10 protein-coding genes and 1 pseudogene are annotated in these 14235 nt (G+C 74.0%); 2 read left to right on the top strand and 9 right to left on the bottom strand.

The annotated features are described in order from the left end of the window. Nucleotides 1–5: 5 nt before the first annotated feature. The 5 genes from AB0O53_RS18640 to AB0O53_RS18615 form a co-directional block, all read right to left on the bottom strand. Nucleotides 6–1124: a cupin domain-containing protein gene (locus AB0O53_RS18640; RefSeq protein ID WP_350993499.1), complete on the bottom strand. Its 1119-nt coding sequence runs from the start codon at nucleotides 1122–1124 to the stop codon at nucleotides 6–8. Then, nucleotides 1121–2182: a carbon-nitrogen hydrolase family protein gene (locus AB0O53_RS18635; RefSeq protein WP_365196772.1), complete on the bottom strand. Its 1062-nt coding sequence runs from the start codon at nucleotides 2180–2182 to the stop codon at nucleotides 1121–1123. Before AB0O53_RS18635 ends, AB0O53_RS18640 begins: the two co-directional genes overlap by 4 nt. Before the next feature lie 11 nt (nucleotides 2183–2193). Beyond that, nucleotides 2194–4503 carry an oxidoreductase gene (locus AB0O53_RS18630; protein WP_365196770.1) on the bottom strand — a complete coding sequence of 770 codons (2310 nt, stop codon included), beginning with the start codon at nucleotides 4501–4503 and terminating at the stop codon, nucleotides 2194–2196. After that, entirely contained in the window at nucleotides 4485–6641 is a 2157-nt protein-coding gene (locus AB0O53_RS18620) for an AMP-binding protein (protein ID WP_435886658.1), read from the bottom strand. The genes AB0O53_RS18630 and AB0O53_RS18620 overlap by 19 nt, the downstream gene beginning before the upstream one ends. Before the next feature lie 149 nt (nucleotides 6642–6790). After that, nucleotides 6791–7249, bottom strand: a complete 459-nt coding sequence (locus AB0O53_RS18615; RefSeq protein WP_365196767.1) for an ATP-binding protein — start codon at nucleotides 7247–7249, stop codon at nucleotides 6791–6793. A gap of 226 nt (nucleotides 7250–7475) precedes the next feature. Here AB0O53_RS18615 and AB0O53_RS18610 point away from each other — a divergent pair, with 226 nt between their 5' ends. Next, nucleotides 7476–8453: an alpha/beta hydrolase fold domain-containing protein gene (locus tag AB0O53_RS18610; protein WP_365196764.1), complete on the top strand. Its 978-nt coding sequence runs from the start codon at nucleotides 7476–7478 to the stop codon at nucleotides 8451–8453. Between the two features lie 115 nt (nucleotides 8454–8568). Further along, on the top strand, nucleotides 8569–9405 hold the full coding sequence (locus AB0O53_RS18605; protein WP_365196762.1) for a phosphatase PAP2 family protein: 837 nt from the start codon (nucleotides 8569–8571) through the stop codon (nucleotides 9403–9405). A 316-nt stretch (nucleotides 9406–9721) separates the two neighbouring features. On the opposite strand, the pseudogene AB0O53_RS18600 reads toward AB0O53_RS18605, so the two are convergent. The 4 genes and pseudogenes from AB0O53_RS18600 to AB0O53_RS18585 all read right to left on the bottom strand — a co-directional run. After that, nucleotides 9722–10021 (bottom strand): annotated as a pseudogene (locus tag AB0O53_RS18600) (VOC family protein); the annotation flags it as partial. 75 nt (nucleotides 10022–10096) lie between these two features. Continuing rightward, nucleotides 10097–11104 carry a LacI family DNA-binding transcriptional regulator gene (locus AB0O53_RS18595; RefSeq protein ID WP_350993511.1) on the bottom strand — a complete coding sequence of 336 codons (1008 nt, stop codon included), beginning with the start codon at nucleotides 11102–11104 and terminating at the stop codon, nucleotides 10097–10099. A 65-nt stretch (nucleotides 11105–11169) separates the two neighbouring features. Beyond that, the gene (locus AB0O53_RS18590) at nucleotides 11170–12726 is read right to left on the bottom strand and encodes a carboxylesterase/lipase family protein (protein ID WP_365196760.1); all 1557 of its coding nucleotides are present in this window, start codon (nucleotides 12724–12726) and stop codon (nucleotides 11170–11172) included. A gap of 139 nt (nucleotides 12727–12865) precedes the next feature. After that, a complete protein-coding gene (locus AB0O53_RS18585; protein ID WP_365196757.1) occupies nucleotides 12866–13603 on the bottom strand; it encodes a phosphatase PAP2 family protein in 738 nt (245 codons plus the stop codon). Nucleotides 13604–14235: the final 632 nt, after the last annotated feature.

The raw sequence follows: 14235 nt of genomic DNA, 5'->3' as shown, positions 1-14235 counted from the left end.
GCGGTTCAGGCGGCGGTGACGGGCTGGTGCCCGCCGTTGTCGGCGTACGCCTCTTCCCGGTGGAAGCCGAGCGAGCGCATGACGGGGAAGTCGTTGAAGGAGAAGAGGCAGGCGTCCTCGGCCGGGTCGAGGTTGTGGTGCTCGTGCCAGGCCCAGGAGGGGACGCAGAAGATGTCGCCCTGCTTCCACTCGAAGCGCCGCCCGGCGATGACCGAGACGCCCCGGCCCTTGGCCGCCGTGTAGATCACCGAGCCGGTGTGGCGGTGGGCGAGGGTGGCCTGGCCGGGGCGCAGGAGCTGCATGTGCGCGCCCATGGTGGGCATGACCGGGCCGCCCGTGACCGGGTTGGTGTACTCGGCGATGACCCCGTCGTACGGGGAGCCCTCGGCCGCCTTCGCCAGGTTCCGCAGGGCTTCGTAGGTGGGCTCCCAGGGGTAGGCGAGCAGGGGCGACCAGGGCCGGGTCCACTTCTGCGAGCCGTACGGCAGGAGGTTGGCCGCGTAGGTGAGGACCGAGGAGTTGATGACCTTCCCGGGGGTCTGGTACAGCTCGGGGTGGACCTCGTAGAAGCCGGCGTCGAGGGCGTTGACCAGGGGGATGTCCAGGCCGTCCTGCCAGATGACGGGGGCGTCGTCGGCGTCGTTGCCGTGTTCGTGCCAGGTGCCGTTGGGGGTGATGGCGAAGTCGCGGGGGCCGACCTTCAGCTTCTGGCCGTCGACGATCGTCCAGGCGCCGGTGCCCTCGTGGACGAAGCGCAGGGCCGCGGCCTGGTGGCGGTGGGCGGTCATGGATTCGCCGGGGCCCATGATCTGCAGTCCGGTGTAGAGGAGTCCGGCGGCGGCGCTGACGTCCCTGCGGCCCGGGTTGACGAGCATGACGACGCGGCGGCCGGCGTCGTCGGCGCGGACGAGGCCGAGGGCCTTGTGGACGAGGGGGCGCAGGTCGTCGTAGCGCCACAGGACGGGTACGGACTTCGGCTGCGGGTACCAGGGCTCGATGTCGTTTGCGACGGTCCACAGGGCGCCCGCGTCCAGGGCCGCGAGCTCGTCGTAGTAGGCGGTGAGTTCGGGGGTGTCGGACACGCGGGCGCGGCCGAGCGTGGTGTCGTCCTGCTCGATGGTCATGCGTCCTCCTCGGGGGTGGCGGTGTCGGTGCAGCGGGCCGGCGGCACGGTGAAGGTCACCGGCGGCCGGGGGCGGTTGTCGACTTCGAGGCGGAAGACGTCGAAGCGGTTGTAGTGGCCGGTGATGTCGTGCATCTGCCGGGGCCGGATGCAGCGGGCGAGGTCGATCTCGGCGTAGACGATGCCCTCGTCGTCGACGAGGGGTTCGGTCACCGGGCGGCCGTCGGGGCCGAAGATGCCGGACAGCGCGCTGCGGGGGCGGGTGAACCGCTGCCGCAGCTCTTCGTCGTCGCCGGCGAGGGCGTCCACGATCTCCGGGGAGATCGTGGAGCAGGCGACGACGGAGAAGACCTTGCCCTCGAAGCTGTGGGCGGCGGTGCGGACGGCGATGGCTTCGGCCATGTCGTAGTCGGCGGGTGCGACGGGCAGGGCGATGTAGCAGGAGGCGTGGACGAGTTCGCCCTGGGCCAGGAGCGTGAAGCGGGCCAGGGTGTTGGTGTTCTCGCCGCAGGCCAGGGCGCCGAGCGGGCCGACGGGGGTGGGGTGCACGACGAGGGAGCTGCCGTCGCCGCCGGTCCAGGTGAGCTTCTCGGCCCAGGTGGGGACGAGTTTGCGGTGGACGCCGAGGAGTTCACCGTCGGGGCCGATGGTGAGCAGGGTGTTGTAGAGGACGCCGAGGCTGTGCGGCTCGCGTTCGTTGACCCCGATGACGAGGACGACGCCGTGCAGGCGGGCGGCCGCGCGCAGGGCGTCGACGTGCGGGCCGGGGACGTCGACGGAGGCGCGCTGGAGCCGCTCGAACCAGGGGGATCCCTGGACCGGGTTCATCGTCCAGTTCCAGTAGGGGTAGCCGGGGACGAACACCTCGGGGAAGACGACGAGCCGGGCGCCGTTCGCGGCGGCCTCCGCGATCAGGGATACGGCCTTGTCGACGGTGGCGGCGGGGTCCAGGTAGACGGGTGCGGCCTGGACGGCCGCCGCCGTGAACCGGGGCAGGTCGTCCCCGGGCCCGGCAGGGGGTGTGGGCATGCGCTTGGGCATGGGCATGGGCTTGGGCATGGGCGTCTCCGCTACGCGTGGGCGGGTGCGGCGGCCGCGCGGGGCAGCCAGCGCCGGTGGACGGACGCGGCGGGCTGCCGCAGGAGTTGGAGCCGGGGCGGGATCCGGTCGGTCCGGGCGGACGGGGGCCGGCCGCTGCCCGCCCGCCAGGCGCGCGCCCACGGTGCGGCCGGGCCCTGGTAGCCCTGGGCGGCGGCCGCGTGCAGGGTCCACAGCGGGTCGTGGAGCTGGGCGCGGCCGACGCCGCAGAGGTCGGCCCGCCCGGCCAGGATGATCGAGTTGACGTCGTCGTAGGAGGAGATGGCGCCGACGGCGATGGTGGGGATGCCGGTGGCGTTGCGGATGAGGTCGGCGTACGGGGTCTGGTAGCTGCGGCCGTACCGGGGCCGCTCGTGGGCGACGACCTCGCCCGTGGAGACGTCGACGGCCTCGGCGCCCGCCCCGGCGAGGGCGCGGGCGATCGCGACCGCGTCGGCCTCGGTGGTGCCGCCCTCGGCCCAGTCGGCGGCGGAGATCCGGACGAGCAGCGCCTTGCCGGCCGGCCACACCTCCCTTACGGCGCGCAGCACTTCGAGGGGGAAGCGCAGCCTGCCGTCGAGGTCGCCGCCGTACTCGTCCGTCCGCCGGTTGGTGAGCGGGGACAGGAAGCCGGAGAGCAGGTGGCCGTGCCCGTACTGGAGTTCCAGGGCGTCGAAGCCGGCCCGGTCGGCGCGCCGGGCCGCTCGCGCGAAGTCCCGTACGACGGCGTCCATGTCGGCGCGGTCGGCCTCGCGCGGTACGGGGCTCCGCTCGTCCCAGGCCAGGGCCGAGGCGGCGATGGGACGCGGGACGCCACCGCCGTCGGCGGCGCGTCGGCCGGCGTGCGTGAGCTGGATGCCGAGGCAGGTGTCGGACTGCCCGTGGACGAAGCCGGCGATGCGGCGCCAGGCCGCTTCCTGCTCGTCGGACCACAGGCCGGGGCAGCCGGGGGTGGCCCGGCCGTCGGCGCTGACGGCCGTCATCCCGGCGAGGACGAGGCCGGCGCCGCCGAGGGCCTGCGTGCTGAGGTGGACGAGGTCGAAGTCGCCGGGTATCCCCTCGCGCGCGGTGTGCAGGGCGGTGGGCGGTACGACGACCCGGTTGCGCAGGAGGAGTCCGCCGAGCGGGAAGGGCCGGAACATGGGCGGCACGGCCGGGGTGCGGTTGACCGCGGCGGTGAAGCCCTCGTCCCGCACGCGCAGGTTGTCGTAGGTGACGCGGCGGCTCCGGGTGAGAAGGTTGAAGGCGAACTGGTGCGGGTCCTGACCGGTGTAGCGGTCGATGTGCTCGAACCATTCGAGGCTGGCCTGGGCCGCCCGCTGGGTGGATTCCACGACCGGGCGGCGCTCCTCCTCGTAGGCGGCGAGGGCGGTCGGCACGTCCGGGTGTTCGTGCAGGCTGGCGGCGAGGACGAGGGCGTCCTCCATGGCGAGCTTGGTGCCGGAGCCGATCGAGAAGTGCGCGGTGTGCGCGGCGTCCCCGAGGAGGACGATGTTGCCGTGCCGCCAGGTGCGGTTGCGGACGGTGGTGAAGCGCAGCCACTTGGAGTTGTTGGGAAGCAGGCGGTGGCCGTCGAGGTGGCCCGCGAGGAGTTCCTCGCAGCGCCGGATGCTGTCCTCGTCGCTGGTGCCCGGCGGATGGTCGCGGTCGGCGTGCTCCGCGAAGCCGGCGCGCCGCCAGGCTCCCTCCTCCAGTTCCACGATGAAGGTGGAGCGGGTCGCCTCGTAGGGGTACGCGTGCACCTGGAGGGTGCCGAAGTCGTGCTCGTCGACGATGAAGGTGAAGGCCTCGAAGACCTTGTCCGTGCCGAGCCACATGTAGCGGCCGGCCCGCTCGTCGAGTTCGGTCCCGAAGACCTCGGCGTGGGCGGTGCGGGTGGCCGACCGTACGCCGTCGCAGGCCACCACCAGGTCGTGGGTGGCGGCGAGTTCGGCGGCGGGCGGTGCCTGGGTGCGGTGGCGGACGTCGACCTGCAGGGCGGCGCAGCGCTCCTGGAGGATGCCCAGCAGGCGCCGGCGGCCGAGGGCGGCGAAGCCGTGGCCGCCGGAGGTGAGGGTGGTACCGCGGTAGCGGACGTCGATGTCGGCCCAGCGCGCGAACTCCGCCGACATGGCTTCGTGGATCTCCCGGTCGGCCTGGGCGATCCCGTCGAGGGTCTCGTCGGAGAAGACGACGCCGAATCCGAAGGTGTCGTCGGGGGCGCCCCGCTCCCAGACGGTGATCTCCCAGTGCGGGGAGAGCTGCTTGGCGAGGGCCGCGAAGTACAGACCGCCGGGCCCTCCTCCTATGACTGCGACGCGCACGGCGTGCCTCCTGGTGCTTGTGCTGGTGCTGGTGCTGGTGCGGTGGTGAGCAGTTCCGCTCGCTGGGGTCCGGCCGCGCCCAGCAGGTCACGTACGTCGTCGGGCCAGGGGGTCGAACCGGTCGCGTGCGCCGCCGAGTGCGCGACGACCATGCGGCCGGTGGCGGCCTCGCCGCCCTGTTCGCCCCGTACGGTGAAGGCGTAGTGCAGGGAGGCGGAGCCGACCTCGGTGACCCTCAGCTCGGTGCGGACGGTGTCGCCGAACCACAGTCGGGACCGGTAGTCGGCCTCGAAGTGGACGCGGGGCGTGCTGCCGAACAGGTGGGACAGGCCGAGCCGGTGGAGCAGGACGGCCTCGGCCGCCTCGACCCAGCGCACGACGGTGGAGTGGTGGTAGTGGCCGGCGGCGTCGGTGTCGGTCCACTCGACGCGGCGTTCGACGACGACGCTGGGCGGCGAGGTTTCCTGCGGCGACGGCAGGGGGCCGCGCCCGTCGGTGCGGGCGCGTTCGCGCAGGGCGCCGCGCCGCAGCTTTCCGGTTCCGGTGCGCGGGAGTCCGGTGACGAACTCGACGGCCCGCGGGTACTTGTACGGCGCGATGGACGCCTTGACGTGGGCCTGGAGCTCGCGGACGGTCGCCGCGTCCGGCGCGACCCCGGCGGCGAGGACGACGTACGCCTTGACGAGCATGCCGCGCCGCTCGTCGGGGGCGCCGACGACGGCGCACTCCTCGACGTGGGGATGGCCGAGGAGGGCCTTCTCGACCTCGGGGCCGGCGATGTTGTAGCCGGAGGAGACGATCATGTCGTCGCTGCGGGCGACGTACCAGAAGTAGCCGTCGGCGTCGCGGACGTAGGTGTCGCCCGTGATGTTCCAGCCGTTCCTGACGTACGAGGTCTGGCGCGGGTCCGCGAGGTACCGGCAGCCGGTGGGTCCGGTGACCGCCAGCAGGCCGGGCTGTCCGTCGGGGACGGGGGCGCCGTGCTCGTCGACGACCGCAGCGCGGTAGCCGGGGACGGGGCGGCCGGTGGCTCCGGGCCGGATGTCCTCGTCGGCCGCGGAGATGAACACGTGCAGCATCTCGGTGGCGCCGATGCCGTCGATGATGCGCAGGCCGGTGGCGTCGTGGAACTCCTGCCACACCGCGGCCGGCAGCGGTTCCCCGGCGGAGACGCAGCGGCGCAGTCCGGACAGCCGGTCCGTCGCCCCGGCCTCCATGATCGCCCGGTAGGCCGTGGGCGCGGTGAACAGGACGGTCGCCCCGTGGTCCGCGACCAGGTCGGCCAGTTGCAGCGGGGTCGACTGCTCGACGAGCAGGGTCGCGGCGCCCACGGACAGCGGGAAGACCACCAGTCCGCCGAGTCCGAAGGTGAAGGCGAGCGGCGGCGTGCCGGTGAAGACGTCGTCCGGGCGGGGTCTGAGGACGTGCCGGGAGAAGGTGTCGGCGTTGGCGAGGACGTCGCGGTGGAAGTGCAGGGTCGCCTTCGGCCTGCCGGTGGTGCCGGAGGTGAAGGCGATCAGCGCCACGTCGTCCGCGGCCGTGGCCACGGTGTCGAACCGGCCGTCCTTGGCCGCGCAGAGCGCGGTCAGGTCCGCCGGACCGCTCCCCCCGTAGGTGATGACCGGGAGGGCGGGGAGAGCGGGGAGAGCGGGGACGGCGGTGGGACGGCGCAGGGCTTCGAGCGCGTCGGTGTGGCGGTGGTCGCACACGGCGACCGAGGGCCGGCTGATGTCGGCGAGTTCGGCGAGTTCACCGGCGCGCAGCATCGGCATCGTGGTGACGGCGACCCCGCCGGCCTTCAGGACGCCGAACCAGGCGGCCACGAGCCAGGGGTTGTTGGGACCGCGCAGCAGGACACGGTTGCCGGGCCGGAGGCCGAAGTCCTCGGTGAGGACCTGGGCGACCTGGTTGGCGCGGTGCTGCAGTTCGCCGTAGGTCCAGCGCTCGGTCGGGGTGAGCAGGCAGGGGCGGTCGGGGCCGTGTTGCTCGACGGCTTCGTCGAGCAGGCGACCGGCGCAGTTGAGGCGGTCCGGGTAGTCCAACTCCGGTAGGTCGAAGTGGAGTTCGGGCCAGAGGGCGAAGGGCGGAAGCCGATCTCTGCAGAAGGAGTCGGCATGCGCGGAAGGGGAGAGCTCCATGGGGCGGCACCTCGATCGGGGAGCAGCGGGGGGAGACGGGAGCAAGGTATGTCGAATATTTGGCGGCCGTCAACATTTCGCGATAGATCGAGGAGGTGGGGCGGTGCGGCGGTCGCCGGCGACGGGCCTCCGCCCGCGCCGCAGACGGCTCACGCGACCGGTATGCGCACGCGGACCGATTTACCGAACTCGCCTGCCACGACGGAGAGTTCGCCTCCGAGCTCAGCAGCCATCAGCTGCACGATCAGCAGCCCGCGGCCACTTTCGGCATCGAGGTCGAGCCCGGCGCGGGGAGCGGGCAGCCGCGGCAGACCGGCCCCCTGGTCGGCGACGTCGAGGCGCAGCCAGTCGGCGCCCGAGGCGACCCCGACCCGCATCCGGCCGGCCCCGGCATGACGGACGACGTTGCCGACGAGTTCGCTCACGGCCAGCAGCAGGACGTCCGCCGCATCGAGCGGGACCCCCCAGGCTTCCAGCGTGGCGCGCACACGGGCCCTGACCCGCGGAACGCTCATGACGTCCGGGGCCGCGACCCGGTGGACGAAGCGCCGGACCGCGGGGGCCGCGGGAATCACGGGGGCCGCGGATGTGCCGGTGGTGGTGAGCATGGCGCGCTCCGGGAGGTGGGGGCGCGACCGCTGAGGTGACTCGTGTTACCGACCTGAAAGTCGGATCATTTCTGGGCTTGTCATCAGCGGAAACGCATCGCTAAAGTCCTTGATTACACGTGTAACACGCTACGCCTCCCCCGGCTGCCCGCGCAAGCATTTCGGACAAACGACGCGAAGCCTGCACCCGCCCCGCCGGGAGACCCGCCGATTTGGAAGGGCCGCAATGACGCAATCTCCTCCGACCGCCTTCGACATCGCCGACATGACCTGGCCGCCCCCGCCGTACCGGCCTCCCGTACCGCCCGTGACGGCCGCGGACGGAGTGCGCCGCTTCGACGGGATCACCTACGCGACGACACCCGGCTACCGCCCCCGGCTGCTCGACGTGCAGGTCCCGGCCGGCGAAGGACCGTTCCCCGCCGTGGTCTGGATTCACGGGGGCGGCTGGCTGGACGGCGACCGCCGCTACCCGCCGCCGACCGTGCCGGCCGCGCTGCTGCACGGGGCGGTGCTGGCGGCCGGGCTGGCCCTCGTCTCCATCGACTACCGGCACAGTCTCGAGGCCCCTTTCCCGGCCCAGCTGCACGACGTGAAGGCCGCGATCCGCTACGTCCGCGCCTTCGCCGGGGACCTCGGCATCGACCCGGACCGGATCGGCGTCTGGGGCGAGTCCGCCGGCGGCCACCTGGCCGCGCTCGCCGGCCTCGTCCGCCCCACGGACGGCCCTGACCGCACGGACGCCGCGGACGGCGTCGGTCTGGAGGGCACCCAGGGGGTCGGATCGGGCGAGACCGGCGTGCTCGCGGTCGTCGACTGGTACGGCGTCTCCGACCTGGTCGCCCTGGCTTCCCACCCGATGCCGCCGATGCCCTCCGGTGTGGAGTTCCCCGACCCCTACGAAGCCCTGCTCGGGGCCTCGGTGGCCGAGCGCCCGGATCTGGCGCGGGCCGCGAGCCCGGTCACGTACGCCGGGGGCTCGAACCCGCCGCCGCCCTTCCTGCTGGTCCACGGGACCCGGGACGGCCTGGTGCCGTACAGCCAGAGCGAGGTCCTCGCCGCCGCCATCGAGGGCGCCGGGGGCGAGGTAACCCTCAAGCCGGTGGAGGGCGCGGACCACATCTTCCTCGGTTCCCCGGACATCGTGCCGATCGTCGAGGAGAGCGTCGCCTTCCTGGCCCGCCACCTCGGCGCGGGCGCCTGACGCCCGGACCCGCTCCACCGCGGGGGCGCCGCCACCGGCAGCCCCCGCCCCCTCCCCCGCATCCCTTCCCAGCGCACACGGCCGCGGGCGCCCCCCGCGGGCGCGAGAGGCAGCCATGTCCGCCAACCCGGCCACCCGACCGGCCACCACCCCGCACGACAGACCCGCCGGCCCCGACGCACCCGACGCACCCGACGCACCCGGCAGCAACAGACCCGACGGGTCCCGGCGCTCCCGCAGGCCCGGCGCGTCCCGGGTCCGCCGCAGCCCCGGCCTCCTCGTGGCGGGCCTCCTGCCGGTGGCCGCCGCCGCGGCGACGGCCCTGGTGGTCCGCTCCGACATCACCGATCCACCCTTCCAGCGGCTGGACGACCGCTGGCTGGGCTGGATGGGCGGACCCCACGACGGGCCGTACCTGGCCGCGGCCACCGTCCTGAACTGGTTCGGCGGGCCGGTCGGCGCCGTCCTTCCGCTCTCGCTCCTGTTCCTGCTCCTCTTCCGCAGGCGCTGGGCCTCGGCCGGTCTCCTGCTGACCGCCTACCTCGGCGGCAACATGCTCGTCATCCAGGGCCTCAAGCACCTGGTGGACCGGCCGCGCCCGGCCGACCCGCTGGTGCGCGTGGACCACGGCTCCTTCCCGTCGGGCCACGCGGCCACCGCGGCCCTGCTCGTCGTCGTCGCGGGGGCACTGCTGGTGCCGGCCGCCCGGCGGCGGGCCTGGTGGTACGGGGGCGCGGTCTTCACCGTGGCCATGATGTGGAGCCGTACCTGGCTGCACGCGCACTGGCTCACCGACACGGTGGCCGGGGCCGCCGCCGGCGCCGGGGCGGGGCTCCTGGCGTGGTGGCTCTTCCAGCCCGCGCTCGCCCGGGAGGCCGTCCGCTCCCACGACCGCCGGGGGGCGGCCGCGGGGGCGGATCCGGACGCGGTGGCGGCGCCCGACGCCGACTGACCGCCCGCGGCGCCGTGACGCCGTACCGGAGGAGGCCCGCCCGGCACGCTCCGGGCGGGCCTCAGCGCCGTCACGCGGTCCGCGGAGCCGGCCTGGGCCGTCTCTTTCGGATCTTGTCGGCCGAGCCCGCGTTGTCCGGTGCCATGGGGTCTCCCCAGGCCCGCAGGGTCGAGGGGAAGGATCGCAAGGCGGAGGAGCTCCTCGTGTACTGGCCGTACTCGGGAGCCCCGACAACCTGGGGGTCCCCCGGACGGAGTCTGGGGGATGAGGTGCGGTGCCGGGCAGCGCGGGCCCGGCAAGATCCGAAAGAGACGGCCTAGGCCTGGACGTCCTGCCGATCGGGGCGTCGGGCCCGGGTCAGGCAGAAGGGATGGCCGGCCGGGTCGAGGAGGACCCGCCACCGCTCCCCGCCGGGCTGGGACTCCGGCTTGGTCGCGCCCAGTTCCAGGAGGAGCGCCTCGGCCTCGTCGAGGTCGTCGACCTCGAAGTCGAGGTGGGCCTGCTGCGGCACGTCGCCGCCCGGCCAGGTGGGGGGCGCGTGGCCGTCGACCCGCTGGAAGCCGATGAGGAGCCCGCGCTCTCCGACGAGGCCGGCGAACTCGCCGCCGGACGCGGGCGCCGCGCGAGCGGTTTGCGCGACCGGCGCACGGGGTGCGCGGGCGGGCGGGCCGCATGGCCGTGGCGCCGGCGCTCAGGAGGTCTGGCGGTGGACCAGTACGGCTTCCACGGGCGGTACCGGCGCCGCCGTACCCGTCTCGACCAGCTCGTGCACGGCCTCGGCGATCCGCGCGGCCGACGGCAGTTCCAGCCGGACGGTGGTGAGGGCCGGCTGCTGGAGGGCGGAGAGCACGAGGTCGTCGCAGCCGACGATGGCGACCTCGTCGGGTACGGAGATGCCCTCCGCCCGGAAGGCGTGGAGCAGCAGGGCGGCGTACTCGTCGTTGTAGGCGAAGACGGAGTCCAGGCCGAGGCCCGGCCAGCGCCGGGCAAGATCGCGGGCGGACTCCCGGGTGTAGGCGAGCTCCAGCGGGGTGACGGTCGCCGGGTGCCGGGCGGCGACCGACTCGGCGCCCGCCAGGCGCGGCTGCGCCATGATGCCCAGGCCCCGCTCCTGGGGCATGACCACACCGATGGCGGTCCGGCCGCGGGCGATGAGGTGCTCGGCCGCGGTGGCGCCGATGTGGGTGTGGTCGAAGCCGATGGTGTGCACGCCCTCGACGGGGTGGGACGCGAAGGCGAGCAGGCCGCGCACCCCCGCCCGGGTCAGCACCTCGGCCGCCCGGGCGGTGAAACGGTCGCCGTCCAGGGCCACGACGGCCGCCGGGCGCAGTTCGGCCCAGGCCCGGGCGGCGTCGACGGGGTCGGTGAAGCGGCCCGCGTGGAGCACGGCCGTGTAGCCGAGGCGGTCGAGTTCGCTGTGCAGGTCGTCGACCCAGTCGCTGACGAGACGGCCCGCGGCGGAGATCGACGCCGGCATCAGGACGAGGTTGCTGCGGCCGGCGCGCAGCGAGCGGGCGGCGGCGTGCGGTACGTAGCCCAGCTGCTTGGCCGCGTCGAGCACCCGGGCGCGGGTGGTCGCGCTGACGCGGTGGCCCTGGGTGTCGTTGAGGACGAAGGAGACCGTGGCGCGCGACACCCCCGCGAGGCGGGCCACGTCGGCGCTGGTGATCGATGCGGGGACGTGTGTGTCTTTGGCCATGACGTCCCTCGACGCTCCTTGTGCTCGGGTTTCCCTGGTACTCCTTCCCTTTCAGGTTACACGAGTTAAATCAAGGGAGCGGAGGGCTGCGCAGACGTGCGCGCGGGCCCGTGCAGCCGTCGCGAGGCCCCCGCCAGGTCGTCGAGGGCGCCCACGACCGCGTCGAAGCGCATCGTGGTGCGTGACCGCGCGTCGTACGGGCGCCAGCGGGGCAGGTCCGGGTGGTTCGGGTCGCCCGTGCGGACGAAGGAGATCCAGGCCCGGTGCATCGCGTGGGCGAGGCCGTCGCGGACGGCCGGGTCCAGTCCGGCCAGGAAGGGGGCATGGGCCCACTGGTCGAAGTTGTCGAAGACGAAGGGGAGTTCGAGGCAGTGGGTGGCGCCGAGCCGGCCCTCGTGCGCGGGCGTGGGCAGGTCGAACTGGTAGGCCCACACGGGGTGGCCGGACGCGGCCCGGGCCTCGGCCAGCCGGACGGCGGGCACTCGGAAGAGCTCGTCCGTGATCAGGTCCATGAGTACGTCGACGGGGCGGGAGCCGGGCCGGGCGCGCGCGTACGCCGCGTACACCTCGGGGGCGGCCTCCGCCCCGAAGGTGTCGGCGATCCGGTCGGTGACCTGCTTCCGAGTGGCGTCGGCGTACCCCGCGTCGAGGGCGAAACCGAAGGTGGCCTCCTCGCGCGTCCAGCCGATCATGACGTCGATGTCCGCGGCCGGCCCGTCCAGCAGGGCGAGGGCCGGATGGGTCCGCAGGGAGGTGCCGTCGACCACGGGCAGGAAGGGCGTCGGCCAGTACCCCCACGCCGAGGTCCGGGCGAAGAGTCCGGCGGCGGCTGCGATCAGCTGCTGCCAGGGCAGCGCGCGCAGGTGCGCGGCGTCACCGGCGCCGGCCGACTCCAGGTAGGCGGCGGTGCGTTCCCGGTACGCGGCGGGGTCGGGGAGGTCGAGTCCGAGCGGCGGGCTCTGCAGGATCACCCGCCGGACCAGGCCCTGGGCGAGGGGGTGTCCGGCGAGGGCGGCGGTGGAGAGCGCGCCGCCGGACTGGCCGGCGACCGTGACGCGCCCGGGATCGCCGCCGAAGGCGGAGATGTGCGCGTTCACCCAGCACAGGGCGGCGATCTGGTCGCCGAGCCAGAGGTTGGCGCTCTCGTCGTCACCGTCCGGATTGAGGTAACCGATGGGGCCTATGCGGTAGTTGATGCTCACGACGACGAGGTCGCCGTCACGGGCGAAGGTCTCGCCCGAGTAGCCGGGCAGGGAGCCCGAGCCGGACACGAAGCCGCCGCCGTGGATCCACACGAGCACGGGACGGCGGGCGCCGTCGGCGGCGGGGGTCCAGACGTTGAGGGTGAGGCAGTCGTCGTCGAAGGGCGGCGACCCGTGGCCGCCGAGCACCGGATCGCCGCCTTCCGCGTACATCTGGGGTGCGCTCGGGCCGTCGGCGGTGGCGTCGCGGGTACCGCTCCAGCCGGGGTGCGGCTGCGGGGGTCGCCAGCGCAGGTCACCGACCGCCGGTGCGGCGTAGGGCACGGCGCGGAAGACGGCGACCCCGCCCTCGGTCGCGCCGCGCAGGCGGCCCGCGGAGAGCTGGACCTCCGGCTGGTCCTGGCCTGGGGAAGGGGGCATGGGCCGTTCCTTGTCTCTTCGTGGCTGCCGCGCACCGGGGAAGCCGGCGCCGGACCCTCTGAATCTATGGCGTACATTTGACGGTCGTCAATGCTCCGAGATATTTCATGCGGGGGTGGCCGTCGCTCGGGGCGGTGCGTCACAGCCACAGGCTGTTCGAGGCCATGCGCTCCGCCTCCGTCTCCAGCAGTGGCGCGAGGATCCTCCACAGCACGAGGCAGGTTCCGGCGCCGAGGAGAGCGCCCGCGACGGTGTCACTGAGCCACTGGGCGTGCAGCCAGGTCCGGCTGCCCATCATGGCGAGGACGTACGCGCCTCCGACGCCCCACCACCAGCGTCGCGCACGCGGCGGGAAGACCACCACCGCGACCACGACCACGAGCGTGACCGCGGTGAACACCTGCCCCGAGGGGTAGGAGCCGTCGTTGACCAGCACCCAGGGATGCGGCGGGCGCGGGCGATCGGCCAGCTGCTTGACGGGCAGGACGACGAGGGCGTTGGCGACCACAGCCGCCAGGAGCACGAACAACCCGGAACGCCAGCGCCCGTAGACGCAGAGGCAGCCGATGAGGATCAGCGGCAGGACCATGCCGAGGGGGCCGCCGAGCCGGTCGAGGACGACGAGGAACCCGCCGGGCTCCCCAGAGGCGCCGGCGGAGGAATGGTCGACCGCGGCGGCCCAGCGGTCGTCGGCCCCCTGGAAGAAGGGCCTGCGGTCCAGCCGGAGCAGCAGGGCGCACAGGAGCGACAGGAGCATCAGCCCGATCCCGAGGGCCAGCGCGTGGCGCGGCGGGGCGGCCGGCAGATGATGCCGGGGCGGGCGGGGTGGCGGTACGTACGCGGGCGGGGGCGGCGGGGAGAAGTACGAGGAGGACACGGCAGGCCTTTCGGCGCCACTGCGCGGCGTGCGGGCAGCGGCGCGAAACGGAGACGGGGGAAGCGGGACCACAACACGCGGCCGACCCGGACCGGGCAGGCCGAGCAGCAGCCGGGCCGACGGACAGACCGGTCAGACCAACCGGACTGCCCAGCCACACGGACCCCGGGCCGGGCCGACCCGGTCGGAGCCGAGCCGAACACCGGCCAGGCGGGCCAACCGATCGGCCGGGCGGGAGCCGCGACGACCAGACCAGACCGGACAGGTCCGCCCCACGCGCCCCAGGCCGGGTAGGCCGAGGCAGGCAGCAGCACCGGGCGGCAGCCGGGCCGAACCGACAGGCCGGGCGGGCCACACCGCCTCGGGCCCCGACCGGGTAGGCCGAAGCGAACACGGCTCGACCGGAACTGGGCCGGACCGACAGGCCGCCCGAGCTACGGCGGCCCGGCCGGGGCGGCTGAGCCAGGACGACCTGACCGCGTCGGGGACCTCCGCCTCGGGCCGAACAGGCGGCGTGGACAAGGAAGTCCGGCCTGACCAGTGGGCAGAGGCCGCCCGGCCGGATGAGCCGGACGGGCACAACAGGCCGAGGAGCACGGAGCGGCCGGGTAGGCAGGGGCCGACCGACCGGA

Origin of the sequence: Streptomyces erythrochromogenes, from assembly GCF_040684695.1 — a bacterium.
Classification (GTDB): Bacteria; Actinomycetota; Actinomycetes; order Streptomycetales; family Streptomycetaceae; genus Streptomyces; species Streptomyces erythrochromogenes_C.
The sequence above is the reverse complement of the archived record's forward strand: the minus strand, read 5'-3'. Positions and strand labels throughout refer to the sequence as shown.